At 42.2% G+C, this 17005-nt stretch carries 26 protein-coding genes and 1 tRNA gene; 16 read left to right on the top strand and 11 right to left on the bottom strand.

Annotation, left to right across the window (positions count from 1 at the left end; translation table 11 throughout):
* Positions 1-96: 96 nt before the first annotated feature.
* From A9Y75_RS18465 to A9Y75_RS18420, 10 genes are all read right to left on the bottom strand, one after another.
* Positions 97-690, bottom strand: coding sequence for a thermonuclease family protein (locus A9Y75_RS18465; protein ID WP_236721460.1), 594 nt, complete (start codon positions 688-690; stop codon positions 97-99).
* 9 nt (positions 691-699) lie between these two features.
* Positions 700-1068 carry a 2Fe-2S iron-sulfur cluster-binding protein gene (locus A9Y75_RS18460; RefSeq protein WP_071191013.1) on the bottom strand — a complete coding sequence of 123 codons (369 nt, stop codon included), beginning with the start codon at positions 1066-1068 and terminating at the stop codon, positions 700-702.
* Positions 1069-1102: 34 nt separating this feature from the next.
* On the bottom strand, positions 1103-2284 hold the full coding sequence (locus A9Y75_RS18455; RefSeq protein ID WP_071191011.1) for a transposase: 1182 nt from the start codon (positions 2282-2284) through the stop codon (positions 1103-1105).
* Positions 2285-2511: 227 nt separating this feature from the next.
* Positions 2512-2736, bottom strand: a complete 225-nt coding sequence (locus tag A9Y75_RS18450) for a hypothetical protein (protein ID WP_177176234.1) — start codon at positions 2734-2736, stop codon at positions 2512-2514.
* A gap of 19 nt (positions 2737-2755) precedes the next feature.
* A complete protein-coding gene (locus tag A9Y75_RS18445; RefSeq protein ID WP_071191008.1) occupies positions 2756-2998 on the bottom strand; it encodes a hypothetical protein in 243 nt (80 codons plus the stop codon).
* Positions 2999-3007: 9 nt separating this feature from the next.
* Positions 3008-3286, bottom strand: coding sequence for a hypothetical protein (locus A9Y75_RS18440; RefSeq protein ID WP_071191006.1), 279 nt, complete (start codon positions 3284-3286; stop codon positions 3008-3010).
* The gene (locus A9Y75_RS18435; protein WP_236721459.1) at positions 3286-3534 is read right to left on the bottom strand and encodes a hypothetical protein; all 249 of its coding nucleotides are present in this window, start codon (positions 3532-3534) and stop codon (positions 3286-3288) included. The genes A9Y75_RS18440 and A9Y75_RS18435 overlap by 1 nt, the downstream gene beginning before the upstream one ends.
* Positions 3535-3602: 68 nt before the next feature.
* Positions 3603-3830 carry a hypothetical protein gene (locus A9Y75_RS18430; RefSeq protein ID WP_071191004.1) on the bottom strand — a complete coding sequence of 76 codons (228 nt, stop codon included), beginning with the start codon at positions 3828-3830 and terminating at the stop codon, positions 3603-3605.
* On the bottom strand, positions 3820-3987 hold the full coding sequence (locus tag A9Y75_RS28680; protein ID WP_177176233.1) for a hypothetical protein: 168 nt from the start codon (positions 3985-3987) through the stop codon (positions 3820-3822). Before A9Y75_RS28680 ends, A9Y75_RS18430 begins: the two co-directional genes overlap by 11 nt.
* A gap of 517 nt (positions 3988-4504) precedes the next feature.
* On the bottom strand, positions 4505-4690 hold the full coding sequence (locus A9Y75_RS18420) for a hypothetical protein (protein WP_071190999.1): 186 nt from the start codon (positions 4688-4690) through the stop codon (positions 4505-4507).
* Between the two features lie 362 nt (positions 4691-5052).
* Between A9Y75_RS18420 and A9Y75_RS18415 the strand changes: the two genes are divergently transcribed.
* The 5 genes from A9Y75_RS18415 (at position 5053) to A9Y75_RS18400 (ending at position 7722) form a co-directional block, all read left to right on the top strand.
* A complete protein-coding gene (locus tag A9Y75_RS18415) occupies positions 5053-5301 on the top strand; it encodes a helix-turn-helix transcriptional regulator (RefSeq protein WP_083389661.1) in 249 nt (82 codons plus the stop codon).
* Between the two features lie 154 nt (positions 5302-5455).
* Entirely contained in the window at positions 5456-5848 is a 393-nt protein-coding gene (locus A9Y75_RS18410; RefSeq protein WP_071190997.1) for a hypothetical protein, read from the top strand.
* Positions 5849-5867: 19 nt separating this feature from the next.
* On the top strand, positions 5868-6533 hold the full coding sequence (locus tag A9Y75_RS18405; protein WP_071190995.1) for a hypothetical protein: 666 nt from the start codon (positions 5868-5870) through the stop codon (positions 6531-6533).
* Positions 6526-6702 carry a hypothetical protein gene (locus A9Y75_RS28675; protein WP_177176232.1) on the top strand — a complete coding sequence of 59 codons (177 nt, stop codon included), beginning with the start codon at positions 6526-6528 and terminating at the stop codon, positions 6700-6702. Before A9Y75_RS18405 ends, A9Y75_RS28675 begins: the two co-directional genes overlap by 8 nt.
* Before the next feature lie 24 nt (positions 6703-6726).
* A complete protein-coding gene (locus A9Y75_RS18400; protein ID WP_071190994.1) occupies positions 6727-7722 on the top strand; it encodes a hypothetical protein in 996 nt (331 codons plus the stop codon).
* 270 nt (positions 7723-7992) lie between these two features.
* On the opposite strand, the gene A9Y75_RS18390 is transcribed toward A9Y75_RS18400, so the two are convergent.
* Positions 7993-8571: a tyrosine-type recombinase/integrase gene (locus A9Y75_RS18390; protein WP_071190991.1), complete on the bottom strand. Its 579-nt coding sequence runs from the start codon at positions 8569-8571 to the stop codon at positions 7993-7995.
* Positions 8572-8794: 223 nt separating this feature from the next.
* Here A9Y75_RS18390 and A9Y75_RS18385 point away from each other — a divergent pair, with 223 nt between their 5' ends.
* The 11 genes from A9Y75_RS18385 (at position 8795) to A9Y75_RS18335 (ending at position 16677) form a co-directional block, all read left to right on the top strand.
* A complete protein-coding gene (locus A9Y75_RS18385) occupies positions 8795-9118 on the top strand; it encodes a hypothetical protein (RefSeq protein WP_071190988.1) in 324 nt (107 codons plus the stop codon).
* A 227-nt stretch (positions 9119-9345) separates the two neighbouring features.
* A complete protein-coding gene (locus A9Y75_RS27775; RefSeq protein WP_143046451.1) occupies positions 9346-9744 on the top strand; it encodes a hypothetical protein in 399 nt (132 codons plus the stop codon).
* 1 nt (position 9745) lies between these two features.
* Positions 9746-10681 (top strand): collagen-like protein, encoded by a 936-nt coding sequence (locus A9Y75_RS18375; protein ID WP_071190986.1) that lies wholly within the window; start codon positions 9746-9748, stop codon positions 10679-10681.
* 2 nt (positions 10682-10683) lie between these two features.
* The gene (locus tag A9Y75_RS18370; protein WP_071190985.1) at positions 10684-13362 is read left to right on the top strand and encodes a hypothetical protein; all 2679 of its coding nucleotides are present in this window, start codon (positions 10684-10686) and stop codon (positions 13360-13362) included.
* A 2-nt stretch (positions 13363-13364) separates the two neighbouring features.
* Positions 13365-14213 carry a hypothetical protein gene (locus A9Y75_RS18365; protein WP_071190984.1) on the top strand — a complete coding sequence of 283 codons (849 nt, stop codon included), beginning with the start codon at positions 13365-13367 and terminating at the stop codon, positions 14211-14213.
* 109 nt (positions 14214-14322) lie between these two features.
* Positions 14323-14910, top strand: coding sequence for a hypothetical protein (locus tag A9Y75_RS18360; RefSeq protein WP_071190983.1), 588 nt, complete (start codon positions 14323-14325; stop codon positions 14908-14910).
* 4 nt (positions 14911-14914) lie between these two features.
* The gene (locus A9Y75_RS18355; protein WP_071190982.1) at positions 14915-15181 is read left to right on the top strand and encodes a hypothetical protein; all 267 of its coding nucleotides are present in this window, start codon (positions 14915-14917) and stop codon (positions 15179-15181) included.
* Entirely contained in the window at positions 15178-15639 is a 462-nt protein-coding gene (locus tag A9Y75_RS18350; protein WP_071190981.1) for a hypothetical protein, read from the top strand. Before A9Y75_RS18355 ends, A9Y75_RS18350 begins: the two co-directional genes overlap by 4 nt.
* Before the next feature lie 43 nt (positions 15640-15682).
* Entirely contained in the window at positions 15683-15907 is a 225-nt protein-coding gene (locus A9Y75_RS18345) for a hypothetical protein (RefSeq protein WP_071190980.1), read from the top strand.
* Positions 15908-16218: 311 nt separating this feature from the next.
* A tRNA-Ser gene (locus A9Y75_RS18340) sits at positions 16219-16305 on the top strand.
* A 144-nt stretch (positions 16306-16449) separates the two neighbouring features.
* Complete coding sequence (locus A9Y75_RS18335; protein ID WP_236721458.1) at positions 16450-16677, top strand: hypothetical protein; 228 nt, start codon at positions 16450-16452, stop codon at positions 16675-16677.
* The last annotated feature ends 328 nt before the right edge of the window (positions 16678-17005 follow it).

The following is a 17005-nucleotide window of genomic DNA, read 5'->3' as shown; positions in this document are numbered from 1 at the left end:
ATAGGTAATTAAGTTATTCTTCATTTTCTCCGCGTCCCCGCGTCTCCGCGTCCCCGCGTCTCCTCCTCTCCGCGTCACCCCATCCCTGTTCGCTGTTTAACGATAAAGACGGCGAAATTCACCAGGAGTCAGACGCATGGGTTTATCAGGGTTCCAGATTCCTTTTCCCATGAGTCTAGCCCATTGTTGGGCGCGTTCTAAGCGCTCGTCGTATTTGTGATTGGGCGATCGCGCTACAAATAAAGCATACCCTTGTTTGAGTACTTCTTCATTTAACAACAGCTGATCTTTCCACACATAGGCTAAAGTTCGCCCAAATTTATCTTTGGCTTCTAAGTCCAACTCCAGCTTCACTGGTTTCTCTGCACCACCAATCAAACTATCTAAAAGTTCTTTAGCGTCTTCTCCCCAAGGACGCTGACGTAAATCTGGCGCTTCTAAACCAATTAACCGCAGTGGAGAAATTAAATTCGGTTGTTCTGTCATACCTAGTACTTCCAAGGTTTGTCCACTGACAACCCGCGCTACTTTCACTTCAGCCGGAATGTTAGTAGGCGGGTTTTTACCTTGACAACTTACCAACAACAACAAGCAAGATAATATTGCTATTTTTTGCGCCAAGATGCTAAAACGCCTCTTTAAAGCCGCCATTTTACTCAGTAAGTATCTGCACCCTGCCACAATCTTCATTTTTTGCCTCTAGTCTTCATCTAAGGGTAAACCCGCTTTAATTTTGCCTTTGCCAAAAAAGCGCCCAAACTGGAGTTCATACACTTCATCTTCGTCTTGTGTTTCTACTTCCAAGTCAGAACGGGCATAACTGACACATAGCAAAGCGTAACCTTTGCGGCGTAAGTCGGGGGATAATCCAATGGCTTCTGGTTGGTAAATGTCTCCAGAGATGACTCTGACAGCGCAAGTAGTGCAAGCCCCGTTGCGACAAGAGAAGGGTAATTCTACGCCATTGTGTTCGGCTGTGTGCAGAATATAGCGGTCTTCTGGGACTTGCAGAGTGTATGATGTGCCGGTAGCGCGATCGTGTACTCTGATTGTGTGGGTCTGAACCATCTTCATTTTTGGGTGAGAATATGGGATTTTAGATTCAGTCTAAAAGATTTACTAATTTTTTGAAAAGCAATTTAACAGCTTTTACAGCTGTTCGACTTCTCACCAGCGATACTGGTTTGCCGGCTACCTTCTCCTGGTCTAGGAATTCCCCCAACTCTTTCACTAGTAAATTAGTGCGGCGGCGCTTTGGCTCAACTCCAGAAAATACCCATTGCCATATCGCCTTTCTACAGATAGTGCTACCACCGGACACCTTATTTTTGGAAATATCGCCGCTGGATTCCTGAGTAGGAGCATAGCCCAGCGACTTTTGAAATTTCCTCAAGCTTAGGTAACGCTTGGTAGGTTTTCCAGAAATTCTACCCTTACGAATTTTCACTACCGGATTACCATCATCACCAAAAAAGTTTTGCAGTGGGAATATCTGAGAAATAATTGTGGCTTGCAAGCGATCGCCAAAATTAAACTCATCAAACACTTGTATGTATTTTGCAAATCTTTCATCTTTAAGTAACACAGTTAATTCAACTTCAATCAACTGCTCCTCACGCTGTAAGCTACAAATGCGCTGCGCGTGGAATTTCACCGAGTCAGTTAATCCCAGTCCGGCCGTCTGGGAGTAAAGACGATCATACTTTTTACTCTTCCTTTCCCCAGATAGCCACCCCCAAAGTAACGGAACTTTTCCAGAAACGCCACGCTTTGAAACCACCAGCGCGACCTCTGGAAACTGCCAAGCTAAATCTTGTCTGGCACGGCTGATGATTGGTGACTGTACTTTATTTAAGTGATTTAACCGCAGAATTAATTCCCGAATTCTGGAAACCACCGGATCTAAAACTCGAACAAATCGAGAACGATCGCTACAGTAATCAAAGTAGTAACAGGCTATAGCCAGCGCGTCCGCGTCGTCGTCCTTGTCGGGTAGTTGCAGGTGGTTCTCACGATACCTTCTCAGTTCCTTGTGTCCGATTAGTCTAATTTCCACTCCGGCGCGGGTTAAGAGTTGAGTCCAAAATTTAGAGTAATTGACCCCGGTGGGTTCAAGGATGGCTACGTCTGGTTTTAAAGCCAATAGCCCTGATATTCCTTTTTGGTTGCTCTGGAAATGATGGAATTTGTAATCATAGTAAAATTCCCTAACATCACTCGGTTTGCTTTCAAGTAAGCAGCACGAAACCGATGACTTAGAGACATCTAAACCAACTATTCTCATATAATTTGTAAGGGGTGTGAAATTACGCTTAAGAATCACCCAAAGGCCATAACAGCCTAATTCAGTCTCAAAGCAGCAAAAGTAACCAAGCTTATGAATCTAAGAAAGCCAAAAAGCTTACTTCATCGTCAAAGCCTTAAGTTACTTTGCTGGTTGCAAGATTGGTTTGGACCCAATCCGCGACACACCAGGGGGTGTGTTTCGGCTGCTGGGACAAGCAGCCATCATCAGGCGGTTTTTTGAGAATTCATGACAGATTGTATTTGCATATCTACCAAATCTTGCGGCATACTTTCAGCCACATTGACCCCGTTTTGAGCGAATTTTTGAGCAACGTAAGTTAGTGAGCAATTTTCAATAGCTGAAACATATTTCGCCATTGATGCCATAGCTATATTGCCAGCCAAGAATCGCCGCTTGCGAATCAAAATATATTCTTCGTCGAATGGCATTATTGATGGGGGTGCTTGGTTACTGTTCATAGCTGTCTAGGATAGTCTGGATGTGGGAGTCAACTTCTTGCTGGGTGAATTTTTCGGCTAATTTTCTTGACTCCACGCCGACACCAACAATGATTGCATCAACTGGCTTACCAGTAATGAGAGATACATAACTAGCCAGGCTGGTTACTGCCAAATTTGATGCCAGAATATTTCGCTTATCAACAAGCAAATACTGTTCATCAAACGGTTTTATCGATTGGGATGAAATCATACTTATCTGCTAAAAATCAGTTTTGACAACCCGTGGACAGCCCTTTTTCTCACCCGCGATAATACTCTCCAGGATTGTTTCAGAGATTTTCTGATTACTGAGTTTATCTGCTTCTGCGATGGCGATTTGTGCAAAACTATTTAAAATTTGCTCATAATTAGCTTCGGACATTTTCAATTTATCACTCAGGAACTGAACCATGAGTGACATAGTGAATTGATTAACAAACAATGCACGTTTGTGGATTAGGACGTAATCTTCGTTATAGGGAACCAAGGATTTAGGCATTAGAAAAGCCCTCCTTCAGATACACCTTCACGTACTTCGTTTGAAAAATCTTCAATATCAGGTTCTTTGGCGGTTTTGTTAAGCAGTCCGCGCTGTTCGCCTTTTAATATCCGCAGTTCATGACGAAGTGAGTCGATCTCGTCTTTAATTGCCTCTGATTGATCTTCTCGAATCTTGAACTCAACACTTCTCATAAGTCCAGATGCCTCATCTAGCGGGTCATCATATTCGTTAATTTCGCAAGTCATCTCTAGGTGCTTACTTTCGTAGTTACCTAGGTTGAGAATTCGTTTGTAAGTGATAGTTTTGATTCTCATTATTCCTCCACGTAATTATTGACAGCTTGTTCGATTCTTGAATTTTCTCTAAGACCAAAAGCGGCATAACTGAGAGCCTGAAATCTTGTCAATGAATTCATCCGGCTGACTTTAGGTATGATTGATTCTAGGATTAGCGCTTGTTCTGCATCTGGTTCAAGTCTGACACCCCTTTCTAGTCCGATGATGTAATCAGCCAGGGCTAATAGTTGAGCCTTAGTTAACATCAAAAACTACCTCATAGGGATGATGATTATTGCTTTCAAGTAGTCGGGCATAGGCGCAAGCATCGTCACGGCGACGAAATCTAGCAACGCAGACATTAAAAAGTGAAGCCTCTTTGCGAAATACGCACCAGGGGCTAAGAGTATTACGATAGTTCATAGGTAGATGGTAAATAATGCCGACAGCTACACCCTGTCGGCGTTTACAAAAGACAGTTGCAATTAGCTACTACGAAAATTAATTTTATTTGCGTCTAGACATCATTAATTATTGGTCATTGGTCATTGGTCATTGGTCATTAGATATCAGTCATTTCATTGAGCCGTAAAATAGCGCTAGATATACCCTTTTCGTATACAGGATTATCAATATCATTGTTCATTTTATTGATAAGACCACCTACGATTGCGTATACCTGCCACTGCTTTAATGACGGATAATTAGACCTGATTTTGTCAACAAGTTCGCTCACGTAATCAGTCAAAGTGTCAAAAGCAACTTCATCCGTAGGACTAGATATGATTCCAGTTATCTGCGACTGCTTCAGTGACGGACAATTAGGGCTAATTTCGTTAATTGGGTCGCTCACATGATTGGTAATTGGTAGTTGTGATAGGTGATGAAGTAATTACCTCATCACCAATAAGCATTAGGTCAGGAACACATCAAGAATTACTTACTCGTCGTCTTCGTCGGATTCGTCTTCGTCATCTTCAGATTTGATGACTAGAATTGCGTTACGATTTTCGTCTTTTTTAACTTCGGCGATGTGCAAATTAACGCCGTCATCTTCTACTTGAACAGTTGCGCAGTCTTGGAACTGTTCGAGCTTCGCTGTTAGATCTTGAACTGTTATTGTCATGGGTTTTTGTTGTTATGTTGACTGAACATTGAACGAGAAAATATCACCGCGCTGTCAACTCGTGATCAGCGCCTATGTCTCCGGTGATTGCAGTTTGTCCACGCAAGGTCTAGGCGTGGGTGCTTGCTCCGTGTGGGAATCCCCGATGTGGGGTGGGAGCGGCGCAGGGAATTCAAAATTGACTTGCAATATTGAGTTCTGCTGTTGTTCTGGAAAAGCTAAGGTGAGAGACTTTGAGCAACCAGCCAATTTATAACTACTTGCCGAGTATTAACTTGGCTGGAATCGTGCATCTCTCAACATGAATGATACGTCCTGATTTTTACTTTGTCAAGACCTTTCATTCATGAATAAAACGTCCTATGATAGAAGAGCAAAAACTAAATCAGGAAAAGTCTCCTTTGAGGCTACTAAGAGAAGAGGCGGGGCTAACGCGCCCCCAAGTTAAAGACAAAATCGGTGTTTCGGAGCGACGGCAGGCTGACTGGGAATCAGGTAAGGCTATGCCAAATGCTGAGAACGTTGCCGCGCTATGTCGCTTATACCGAGTTTCTCTAAAGACCATGTTTCACTCATTGGGGATTAATACTTTAGGAATACCCGACGATTAAGCTCTCCCCACTTCGGCGCTAGGTCCAATATCCAAATCTAAAATCCGGTTTCAGCATCCCAACCACCTATTCACCAGGTGGTGACAGATTCTTGTATTCAAAATCAAGGAGGAATGGGAACAATTAGCACTGAGGATTACTTACAAACCAAATTATGTCTGTTTTAGATTTTTTGACTAGCCTTTCCAACAGCACACCTGAGCCAATGGTTGGGTTGGTATTGGCGACGCTCTTTATCCTGTTCCTTCTATTGGTGGCAATTGCCTTTTTAATTTTCCTAATTTTTCTCCAACGAATACCAGGAACTGGCTTTCTGTTTGTGGACTTGGATGAAATGATAACCAGATGGTTAACGCCAAAGCCCAGCCCATCCAGGCGTGGAAGAGAAAGTAGGAGCGATTTACAGGTGCGGCTGTTGCAACTACTCAACAATGACGTAGCTACAGCCAGACGACTGATCAACCAACAACGGCAATTACATCCAGAGAAGTCAGACAGATGGATTCTGGAAAAAGTGATTTGGGATTTGGAGCGCGATCGCAATTAACATTCCTGCATTCAAAAATATGACTTGGACAGAAAAACACGACCAATTTTGCTTAAAGAACTCCATCCCACCAGCTGCAAAACTTCTATGGCAGTGGCTAATCAGGGAAGGAGTAGCAGAGGAAGTTGAGCCAGACTTATCCGAATTTAACCACTGGGTCGAGAAACATCGAGGTAAAGGTTACGCCCACAATTACCTCAAACAGATGTTTAACGTCTTGGTAGAAAACCGTGTAATACAGACGATTAAACAGTATTCATGGAAGGTATTCAAGTTAATAGTTAGACCGCTGGAGTGGCTAAAACCACGCAGGAAACAAAAGTTACACAATCCTAACTCAACTTACAAAACACCCACTCCAAACCCCACTAATTCCGTTGACCAGGATGTTCAGCAGCAGCATATCTTATCTAGTCAACAACTAATGGCTGAAGAGGGTATTCATTTTGACACACATGAAAAGGAAGTTTTAGCCCGTCCTCAATTTGAAATTAAAGCTGCACTACTGCTGTTTAAGATGCGAGGTGCTGAACAGAAAATCAACAATCCTGAAGGATGGATACGGCACTGCTTAAGACATAGATATTGGGATCAGGACAGGAACTATTGCGCTATAGTTCAGCACTTTGGTGGTGCAGTGATGAATATTGAGGATTACTTTTTACCAAGTCAAAACCATGAATAACCAGAGAGAACTATTCAAGAACTGGATACGCCAACGCTTTATAACAGAAGCTGACCTTTACAATATGCCGACGGACTTAGCACTGTGTTGGTGTGAGGCCATGAGAGAAATAGCTGATTCAATGCGCCATGAGATAGTTCCGTTCCGCCGTCCTGGTAGTGGCAGCTAATCTTTTTATACCAAAGTGATTACCATGTCTACATTATTTAACCTTGATGAGTACACCTCAATACCAGAGGTTCCTAGGTTGATAGATCCAGCTTGGGATGAAATTGTTCTAGATTGTTCTGGAAACATTGAGTCTAACGGTCAGGTTACATTGCTCTATGATTCATCCAGTGAACCACCAGACCCAGACGACCACGAAACACCTTATGATTTCCAGCAGGCGTGGTTAAAATGGGAGGAGCAATTTCCAGAAATTGCTGAAGAAATTAAAACCAAATTTAGGGCAGGGCAACAGGTCGCAGTCTCGAAACCAGATTCTAAATATTTTGGAGCAATTACCAAAGTCAAGAAAATTGTGCGGTGTTCAGTGCAGACTGAACTCTGGGGAACGGCTGGAGTTTTCCACTGGTCAGAATTGGAGCTAATTAAAGATATTGAGGAAGAATTTCTGGAAGAGTTACCCCAAGAATTCGTTGATGATGTTCTGGAAGAGCCGGTGAAGGGTTTTCATTTTGAAGAGGGAGGAATTTATTGGCACTCTTCCAGAAATACTCAATTCAAAATTACCAAGCTACTCGCGTCAGTTTCCAAGTGTCAGGGATATTTTGCAGGTGAAATTATCAAGGAGAAAGTTTTGCTACGCGAGTTGTCTTCTCTTCCAAGAATATCGACGGATTCATCGTCTTTACTCAAAGACGGCGCTACAAAGGTAATTACTTCCTCATCGCCTACCGAGTTAGGTGTAGATTCTAATGAAGTCGTGACTCTTCCAGAACAAGTAAATAGTGTTCTGGAAAAGTCCAAAGTTAACCAGTGGATAGAGTCTTATTACGTGAATCGCAGTGGGTCAAAGTATTGGTACTACCGCTATTGCTACTACCAGGGAAGGATTAAACATATCCATATACCAGGCGGTAACACCATGAGCGATAAGTGTCTGGAGATGAAACAGAGGATTGAGAAAGCGATCGCACTCGGACATCTTCCAGAACAAATTCAGCAGTTAATCAAGAGTGCGTAAAAAAATAGGTATGTCCCACTCGTCGGGACATACCTATCTGGGTTGTGCGTCATCTACCAAATTTGAAACTGGTATAAATATATCATAATTATTCTTTTTTAATTCCAAGGAGAGCGGGGTTGTAAAAAACCACATATCGAAATTCTCCGTTACTCTGTTCAGAGCATTTGAGTGAAAGTTTGAATAATTCCTCAGCCAATTCTAAAAGAGTATGATTTTCTGGAAAAGTTGCCAGTTGGAGTAGTCGCTTATGAATTTTCTTGGGGATGGTCATAGTGTTGCGATCGCTCCTCTAATTTCATTACCACTAATTTCTATATACCCCTCCAAAGCCTTGAAGTCACGATGACCGGTGATTTTTTTGATAGTCGCAGTGGCCACACCATTATTGTGTAGCTTAGTTATAAAACTCCGCCGGGTGGAATGAGTGCTGACACCCTTGGCGGTCAGACCTGATTTTTCCACTGCCTTCATAAACACCGCGTACACATTTCGCCAAGTGACAGACCTACCCCCGTCCCGATTTGGGAATAACCAGGGACTAGCACCAGGTGCGAACGACCGCAAATTTTCAAACAGAATTGGGTGAACCGGCACTTGTCTAGTTTCAGCAGTTCCATCCGGCCTCTTTTTTCTGGTGGCAGCGCGAAAAGTGATTACATCCCTTGGGGTTCCATTTGGCAGATACACATCACTTACCCGTAACTGCACCAAAGCCCCCCACCTTTCCCCCGTGTACCAAGCCAAGTCTAATAGTAATTTGTACTTAATAGTTTTAATATTTCGTCTCAACTTTGAATAATCACTTTCTGTAAGAATTGCGGCTTTTCCACTTCGTGCATTTTTCATTGAAAAAGTTTTACCTTTAGCTATTCCGGTTTTACCTTTAAGGGTGGTAAATCTGGAATATATTCTTTATTACCCACTACCTATAATAGCCTGTGTTTTATATATAGCAAGACTTTTGACTAATTTTTAAACATTCCGTTTTTACATAAAAGTGGAATATTTACATTTAATTGATAGCGATTTATTAATGGTTTAGAAACTATTGATAAATTATTTAATCGACATGGCTGAACCAACATTACAGCAAATTTTCGGCAATGGTGCAACTCAAACCGCGACAACAGTAACTTTACTGAAATCCGACATTGGAGTCACCGATGCCGTAGCAAAAGGTGAGGCAATTCTTGCTGGTACGGCTCTCAAGGCTAAGACATATCTTACTCAAGCAAACTTTGACGCAAACATCGACCAGTCAGTTGTTGTAGAAGAAGGGTTCTCTAGTTTTATTACCCGTGGGGAAGGTAATATTTCTTATCGGAATGATCAGCTGACACTAACTTTTTCTAAGGTAGACAGCGGCGCAACATTAAATCCTAACGATTACTAATGGGGTACTGCCAATCGGGCGATACTGCCCGTGTTACTTTTCCAGATGGCAGCAGCAGGGATTTCGCCGCGCCTATCGATATCACCTGTGAGGATGGGGCGCTAGAGCCTAATGGGATTCCAGTAGATGTCTGCATCCGAGTGAATCTAACAGTCCGGTTCATCTCTCGTGGGCGATTGGTAACAACAACGCAAACTTACACCAAATGCTCGACTAGTTTTTCGGGAATGCAAGTAGGCATCCCCGTATTGGGACTACGTACTCGATCCGAATCTAATAACGGACAAACGTATTTAGAACTACTCGCTTCTTATGGTGCGGCTGAACCATCATGGGCGATTTGGGATAATTGGAGTACTGAGACCACGACGGGGACTTTCTCAATAATTTCTATCAAGAAGAGATTCGCGCCTAATCAAGGTGAAGATTATTTAAAAAAAATCATCACCGTAAGGCAAGGGGCGCAGGAATTGCACAAAGGGCAACATGATAGCTGTGCCTTCAGTGTTGAATGTATCAAGCCCTGTCCTCCTAATACATTGGATTGTGGCGGCTGTTGTTTGGATTGTGCAGGTATTTTTAATCAATTATCTGCACTTACGAAAAAAGTTTTATCAATGAAATAGTATGAGTAGTTGCGATGAAATCTCCAGTCAGATTGCGGCTTTAAGTGCGGCTATTGGGGGATTAGATGGGAAGTTTGCACTTAAAAAAGATATTGCTGATTTGCAAAATCAAATTAATAAATGCATCCCTCAATCTCAGAAAGAAGGAATCATACAATCTGCGGTTTCCAGAGCGTACAACGAAATTTACAGCGCATTAGTTGCTTTCATCAAAAGCCTGGGGGACAAGGGACTAGAGCAAAGAGTCGCAGCTTTAGAGAAAATATCTTCGACAATATTATCCCAACTCACAGCTACTAAAAGTATTGCGAATCAAGCATTGGGATTAGCAAAACAAGCATTAGGGAAATCTGGTGTTCCTGGTCCTAAAGGGGAGCCGGGCAAGCAGGGAGCTAAAGGCGACCGTGGTTTCAAAGGCGAACCGGGTAAGCCAGGGGCTAAAGGCGACCGTGGCTTCAAAGGCGAACCGGGTAAACAGGGAGCTAAGGGTGAGCGTGGTTTTAAAGGTGAACCGGGTAAGCCAGGGGCTAAAGGCGACCGTGGCTTCAAAGGCGAACCGGGTAAACAGGGAGCTAAGGGTGAGCGTGGTTTTAAAGGTGAACCGGGTAAGCCAGGGGCTAAAGGCGACCGTGGCTTCAAAGGCGAACCGGGTAAACAGGGAGCTAAGGGTGAGCGTGGTTTTAAAGGTGAACCTGGTAAACAGGGAGTTAAGGGTGAGCGTGGTTTTCAAGGCGTTCAGGGTCCCCGTGGGGGCGATGGTAGTCCAGGAGGAGCTAAGGGCGAAGGTTCTAATAACGACCTAGCGCGGCGAGTTCAGACCCTTGAACAATATTCCGAATCGCTTGAAATTTACATTCAGCAGATAGCGGTGAATTTTCAATCTTTCTCACAACCCATCGTTGATTTTATCGATTTCTTCGCAGGATTTTTTGAATAATCATGCCTTACTCCACTAGTAATTCAGCCGCTCATTTTGCCCGTGTCAGCCGACAACTTTCAGCTGATCTTGCCTACAGAGTCTCCAGGATGAAGCAATTGCCCGGACTCGCTAATGGGCTAACCTCCGCTCTACAGCGAAATCAATATATGCAAAGCAAGGTACTTAAACCATTAGACACAACAATAAAAAAAGCAGAAAAAACAGGTGGACTCTTAGACAAAATACTTGGGCTTGGTGGTTCTGCTAAGGCTTTACAAATAGGGTCGATAGTTACTGCCGTAATTGGGATAGGTGGAGTTGCCGCCATTCTTGCTATCAAAATTAAATATGATGAGATGACGCAAGCAGCACAAGAAAAGGGGACAGATATACTTTCACGGGACTTATCTAAAGCTTTAACCCAAATACAAATTAATAGATCAAAGTTAAGGGAGTTTGAGCTTAGTGACCAACGAACTAGAGACAGAACTTACGCGCTTGAAAAACAAATTGCACCAATTAATAAAACCGTAAATGACACTTTATATGAAGTGCGACAAGGCAGGCAGATTTTAGAAGGGAAGATAACTGAAAGTAAACAACAGTCCAATGATGCTTTATACGAAGTGCGACAAGGCAGGCAGATTCTGGAAGGGAAGATAACTGAAAGCAAACAACAAGCCAATGACGCGTTATATGAAACTCGTCAGGGACGACAGATTCTGGAAGGGAAGATAGCCGAAAGCAAACAACAAGCCAATGACGCGTTATATGAAACTCGTCAGGGACGACAGATTCTGGAAGGGCAAATATCAGAATCTCGCAAATTAGGTAATGATGCCCTTTCTAGGATAAACAAAAATGCAACTTTAATTGATACTTTGACGAGACAATATAACGAATTATCATCTTTGAAAGTAGGACAGGGATTAGGAGGGGCGGTTAACGCCAGGTTGACAGAATTGAGATTGCAAATACAAGCCGCTCAAAACATCGCCCAAAGTGCAATAGACAAGAATCATCTACAAGATGGAGAAATAAGGGCTGCGGTAGGATTATCATCCTCTTTGATTCGGGCTTTTGATGCAGTACCCAGACAAGGAGACATAGCCGCATTAAGGAACGAGTTAAACCAAAAAACAGAGGCAACTCAAAACTTAATTGACACAAAAATCAACAAAGCCGAGATTAAGCACAATAACGATATATTCTCTCACGATGCCTTACAGAAAAAGCTTGAGAAAGATTATTCTCAAAGCATTGAAGACAATAACAAGGCATTGTTTGGTGGCAAGAATCCATTTGCGTATCTAGATAAAATATCCGCTGATACCAAGAAGTTGCAAGATGATTATCGAGATTTAGCCGCTTTGCAATATAAAGCATCTCAGGGAGATGCGAAAGCCGCTGCGGAGGTTGATAAAAAAATTGCTCTTGAGCTTGATAATTTCTGGGAGGATATTAAGAACAGAAATTCAAACAGAAGTATTATTCCAGTAATTGAAAAAGATGTCAGCAAACAGGTTAATAAAAAAATTGCTCCAATTAATAATCAACTCAACGAAATTAGCAAAGACTTAGATAAGCAGGAACGAGAGATCAATGAAATCAACAAGAAAATAAAGGAAGGAGAGACGATGGATATTGAAGCTAATAAAAAGTTAGATAAAATGCTACCGTTGCTAGGGAATATCCCACTTCTCCCTGGTAGAGTTTCTGATGCTCTCAGACCTTCCATTCCTACACTCCCTCAAATTAATACTGAAGTGGGTAAAGCTGTTTGTAAGTCGTTTAACGGAGGGTGCGGTAAATCCGCTCTAGACGGTCAAACCGCAGATATCAACAGCGCTGCTAAAGCCAATAATAACGACTTACTTAATAAATTTAATGCTGGCGCAAATGCTGGCTTACTAGCAGGACAACAGGAAATTTTAAAGCGCCTTGGTAATTTTATTCCCGGTGGTTTGTCAGGTAAATTGATTGATGGTTTTAAATGGTTGCAGATAGATAGAGCCTTGAATATTCTTACTTTTGCTGCCACAGTCCATAATGCTGCAATGCTTTCAAACGACATTCTTCAAACACTTGTTGGCGCACTAACTAATGTTCTTACTTTAATAACTCCCAAAGATGAAAAAGGGCAGCCTTTTGATGTTGGACAGGCAATAAATAGCACTGTCGAAGGAGTTGTCAAAGGGATTGTGGGGGCTGAGAATTACACCAACCTCACCAATGCTTGGGCTAAAGCTAATCGCATTTACCAGGCTACAACGAACGTTTTGAATAGTTTCATGAGCCTTACTCAGGTTGTTCTACAAGCATCCGAAATGATAGCTGCTTACACCGGGAAAATAGGCAATGCCTTGAAAAAAGGTGGGGTAGTTCTGGAAAATGCCTATGGGTGGATGAATCCGCAGCCTAAATTTAATCGTGTTACGCAAGCGCTAGAAGGCTTCCAGGCTACTGCGTCAACTGTGCAAATGGTGACTCAGATACCACTAGATTTCGTAAATGCCACAACGGAGCTAACAACAGCTTCAACTGAATTTGTTAAGGCTGTAAAGGAAGACGGTAACGAGAAAAATAAAGCCACTGAGATACCAGAACCTGACAAGGTTAAAGAAAAAGAAACTCAGTCCAAGACTGATTCCCAACCCTCTCCATTTGATTTCAGTGATTTATTTGACGGGGAGGATTAATTATGGCAACTAATTTACCAGATAACCCCTTTGAGCATTTACAAAAAACCTATCAAATTGAATTTAACAGAAGGGTTGACAGGTTTTTTAAAGACGTGCAAGGTAATGGAGACTTGTCGGGACCTCGACCATCATTAAAGCTTGCCTGCCGAATGACGGACAATGATAACCAAGCTATCACGGACATGAGGCACAAGTTATTTTTTGATGTTATTGGTTATGGCAGGAAAAATTTAGCTGTTGTTTATGGCAATAAATTTGATACCGCGCCGCCCGTTGCTGGGCATCCTCAATTATTTTTGCACTTCTCTCAGGATGGTGCCGCTCAACCGACCGATGAACCGTTAATTGAGCATGAAAAAAGTTGCAGGTTGATGAAATTCTCGTGTTCTGCTGATGGCAAACAACCTGCTATCACGAAAGCAGATATGACTGCAATTGCTAATGAGATAAAGTCTTTATTTCTGGATGCTAAAAAAGGTATCACATACACTACTGGAAATAAGTCAGCAAGCTACACAGACCCAGATAACGGATTTCCTAAGGGCAATTATTTGTTAGTAAATGCAAAGACTGATGCTACAAACATTTACTCAAAGATGTGCAACGCTATTGACGTACCCTACAAGGGTGATAGCCACATCGTTGTCAACGACCCAGACAAAGCGTCTACCACGACTGCCACGGCTGGTAAAACAACTATTCTAGGAAAGCAGCGCAACAACAGGAGATACCGCCCCGTTGCTATCCTTCGATTCCGATACGCTTATATAAGCCTGGGTAACTTGATCAATCCTATATTCCTGATAGACACCACACTGAGAAATCAAAGCCTGGTCGAATGGTTGTAGTGTTGGTGGGGAAATTTTGAGAAAACCTATTAGGTTTCACCCCAAAAGTTAACAGCAAAATACGGGATATGGTGAACCAAGAAGTATCCCGTAGTAGCGAAAATTTAATATGAGTTTTAGAGATTTAGAGCGATTTGAATCACAAAAAGCAGCATACGACAATTACAAGGCATGGAAGGCTTTAGGCCCCGATGCTAAAAAAGCCTTGTACGATGCTATTCCAAATATTGCCACCAGCAGGGCTAAACCTGTATTTGGGACGGGGTTTATCATTCCATTTAATGCTACAGGTACTATTGTTGTTTACGTAGAAACTAAGAAAATTTTGGCAGCTACTCAAGGTTCTGGCCCTGGGTCCGATGTTGCCACTGCTCTTAGAACTGCCCTAGATGGTCAATACTTTGCGGCGGCAACAGGTACTACCCCAGTAGTCATTGATAATCCCCGCTATAAATTCGCGAGGCTTTCTTTCATTAACAGAGAGTCATTCGTGGATCGTGTTTCCAGAATCACTAAACGGTCTTATAAAAAGCCTTCCAGTGACACTGTTTCCGCTCCTTTCGGCGGGAAAACGATGACAGAGGATTACGACACCGCAGTGGTGAACATCAAAGCCAAGACAAGCGGGGCTAAAGCTTGGGCAGATAGCAGTACGTCAACTGTCAAGAAATCGTTCAAATTTACCCCAGAAGGCTAAAAACATGGCTGGAATTGCACAAAGAGAAGGATTTATTTGGACTCCCGATGACGATATTGATCTGCTTTCTGTCGATGTTGACATAGATGCCAGCGAAGAAGAGGTCAAAGGCATGATCGGCATCAACAAAGCTGGTAGGGAGTGGTTGAGGGGTGAAACCACATTAAGTGAGTATTGCGATAAGCTTCAACTCTTTGGCACTCCTGACCCATACGAGTTAGTAGGCGAATTCTTAGATCACACTGAACTGATCATGAGGCATGGTCTGTGAGGCAACTGGACTTAAATAATCCTGCCAATTTCTCATTGGTTTATTCAAACTCCATACCTCCACTTTGTTTTACGAAGGAAGACGGTGAGGAAGTTTGTGCCAGGCTAACAAAAATTATCGTGCCTATAGTTTTTGATAGTCAGGTAATATCAGTTGCGGTTAGCACGTCAGTTCCGGCGGGCGCTATTTGGGAGTTCGCCGGGACTTTGAGCAAGATTATAGTTACAGCGCTCGGTGACTCTATCTCTGAGGAGAAGAAACCTTTATTTTTGGGTGAGAGGAATTTAATCTGCTTTCAGGAGGTAAAAGCTGATTACAAGATAACTATCTTGCCTCCCAAGTGGTTTAAGGATATCTCCATCGGAATCTATCAGTATGATGGACCCGATGTAACCCTAGATATTGACTACCTTGCACGAATTGAAGGCAAAATTGACGCTCTCACTCCATCTAATTAGCGATCGCACTTGAAAAGCGATCGCTCTCACCTTTTCCAGGATTATGAGTACCGAACGACTGACGATGTTGATCACCGTCCTGACTATTGCCACACAGTCAGGACTTTATTTAATCACCGGTGGCTTCTCCATTGGTAGCAAGGTCTCTGATATGGGTGCTGAAATTAAGTTACTCAGGTCTGAGATAGTAGCTCAGAATGAAATTCAGAATTATCGCCTGGATGCGCTCGAAGGGGCAAAGACCGCCAACTCATCTGGTAATAATTGACTCTATCGCTAACTAATCTCAATTGAGTCTGGATGAACTTTTATCAAGCTGGTGCGGCTGATTTTCAAGAAGCTTGATTTATCAATACTTTCGCCCCTTAGAAGAAGCTGCACCTGGACTGGACGAATGAAGCTGTATTCTTCTTTTCTTGTTGAGAATTGATGAGAATCAAAATCCCAAGGGCAACATTCTATACCCTGACTTGACTACGACTTGACTCTGACTTCCGGTTGGGGATTCATTGTAAAAATATCTTGTTTAATATTTGCATTTTTTGGGTTTTTGTTTTATTATTGAAATTCATGGCACCTGGAGAGGTGGCCGAGTGGTTGAAGGCGCAGACCTGGAAAGTCTGTTATGCAGAAATGTATACGAGGGTTCGAATCCCTCCCTCTCCGTTTCTGAAACAGGTTTAAATATTTTCAGTTGACCTGGATTGATACAAACATTCTGGGTCAATTTTTTATGCGGTAAAGAATCAGTAAGTACAGAAACCTTAATTGCGGCTTTTTGTAAAATGTTATTTAGGCTAAAGTTATATTATGGCAACAAACACCAAAACAGCGATGCAAGCCGAACAATATCCTTTTGCTCAAGAATTGATTACTGATATTGAAGGTAATGTCAGAAAAGTAGTTATAGATTTTCATGACTATTTACGCTTGCTAGAAGCAATTGAAGATGAAGGACTCATCCTAGCAATGCAAGAAGTAAAACATGAAACACCACTTAACCTTGATGAAGCTTTAGCAGAATTAGAATCAGAGTGAATACCCAGTATCTACCCAGCTTTATAAAAGATTTGAAGAGTCTTAAAAGTACACCTTATTATAAGTCTATTAAAACTCTTGCTTTTGAAGAAATACCGCAAATAGGAAATTTTGAAGAAATCAGTAATAGACATCTCCGGAAAAGAATGTAGAGACGTTCCATGGAACGTCTCTACAAGGGTTCTAGGAAAGCGTCAGGGATATGATGATGCTTATAGAATTCGTGTTGGTGATTATCGAATTGGGATTATTTTTAATAGTGAAACACTAATATTTCAAAGGGTTTTGCATCGAAAAGAGATTTATCGTTATTTTCCCACATAAGGTT

The sequence above is a fragment of the Trichormus sp. NMC-1 genome, from assembly GCF_001858025.1.
GTDB lineage: Bacteria > Cyanobacteriota > Cyanobacteriia > Cyanobacteriales > Nostocaceae > Anabaena.
This window is presented reverse-complemented; position numbering and strand designations above follow the sequence as displayed.

Coding starts and splice junctions, on each gene's coding strand:
- A9Y75_RS18385 (WP_071190988.1), top strand. CDS start 8,795: ATGGCTGAACCAACATTACAGCAAATTTTCGGCAATGGTGCAACTCAA.
- A9Y75_RS18415 (WP_083389661.1), top strand. CDS start 5,053: ATGATAGAAGAGCAAAAACTAAATCAGGAAAAGTCTCCTTTGAGGCTA.
- A9Y75_RS18335 (WP_236721458.1), top strand. CDS start 16,450: ATGGCAACAAACACCAAAACAGCGATGCAAGCCGAACAATATCCTTTT.
- A9Y75_RS18360 (WP_071190983.1), top strand. CDS start 14,323: ATGAGTTTTAGAGATTTAGAGCGATTTGAATCACAAAAAGCAGCATAC.
- A9Y75_RS18370 (WP_071190985.1), top strand. CDS start 10,684: ATGCCTTACTCCACTAGTAATTCAGCCGCTCATTTTGCCCGTGTCAGC.
- A9Y75_RS28680 (WP_177176233.1), bottom strand. CDS start 3,987: ATGAACTATCGTAATACTCTTAGCCCCTGGTGCGTATTTCGCAAAGAG.
- A9Y75_RS28675 (WP_177176232.1), top strand. CDS start 6,526: ATGAATAACCAGAGAGAACTATTCAAGAACTGGATACGCCAACGCTTT.
- A9Y75_RS18455 (WP_071191011.1), bottom strand. CDS start 2,284: ATGAGAATAGTTGGTTTAGATGTCTCTAAGTCATCGGTTTCGTGCTGC.
- A9Y75_RS18430 (WP_071191004.1), bottom strand. CDS start 3,830: ATGTTAACTAAGGCTCAACTATTAGCCCTGGCTGATTACATCATCGGA.
- A9Y75_RS27775 (WP_143046451.1), top strand. CDS start 9,346: ATGCAAGTAGGCATCCCCGTATTGGGACTACGTACTCGATCCGAATCT.
- A9Y75_RS18460 (WP_071191013.1), bottom strand. CDS start 1,068: ATGGTTCAGACCCACACAATCAGAGTACACGATCGCGCTACCGGCACA.
- A9Y75_RS18440 (WP_071191006.1), bottom strand. CDS start 3,286: ATGCCTAAATCCTTGGTTCCCTATAACGAAGATTACGTCCTAATCCAC.
- A9Y75_RS18355 (WP_071190982.1), top strand. CDS start 14,915: ATGGCTGGAATTGCACAAAGAGAAGGATTTATTTGGACTCCCGATGAC.
- A9Y75_RS18435 (WP_236721459.1), bottom strand. CDS start 3,534: ATGACTTGCGAAATTAACGAATATGATGACCCGCTAGATGAGGCATCT.
- A9Y75_RS18410 (WP_071190997.1), top strand. CDS start 5,456: ATGTCTGTTTTAGATTTTTTGACTAGCCTTTCCAACAGCACACCTGAG.
- A9Y75_RS18445 (WP_071191008.1), bottom strand. CDS start 2,998: ATGATTTCATCCCAATCGATAAAACCGTTTGATGAACAGTATTTGCTT.
- A9Y75_RS18375 (WP_071190986.1), top strand. CDS start 9,746: ATGAGTAGTTGCGATGAAATCTCCAGTCAGATTGCGGCTTTAAGTGCG.
- A9Y75_RS18450 (WP_177176234.1), bottom strand. CDS start 2,736: ATGCCATTCGACGAAGAATATATTTTGATTCGCAAGCGGCGATTCTTG.
- A9Y75_RS18405 (WP_071190995.1), top strand. CDS start 5,868: ATGACTTGGACAGAAAAACACGACCAATTTTGCTTAAAGAACTCCATC.
- A9Y75_RS18465 (WP_236721460.1), bottom strand. CDS start 690: ATGAAGATTGTGGCAGGGTGCAGATACTTACTGAGTAAAATGGCGGCT.
- A9Y75_RS18345 (WP_071190980.1), top strand. CDS start 15,683: ATGAGTACCGAACGACTGACGATGTTGATCACCGTCCTGACTATTGCC.
- A9Y75_RS18400 (WP_071190994.1), top strand. CDS start 6,727: ATGTCTACATTATTTAACCTTGATGAGTACACCTCAATACCAGAGGTT.
- A9Y75_RS18420 (WP_071190999.1), bottom strand. CDS start 4,690: ATGACAATAACAGTTCAAGATCTAACAGCGAAGCTCGAACAGTTCCAA.
- A9Y75_RS18390 (WP_071190991.1), bottom strand. CDS start 8,571: ATGAAAAATGCACGAAGTGGAAAAGCCGCAATTCTTACAGAAAGTGAT.
- A9Y75_RS18365 (WP_071190984.1), top strand. CDS start 13,365: ATGGCAACTAATTTACCAGATAACCCCTTTGAGCATTTACAAAAAACC.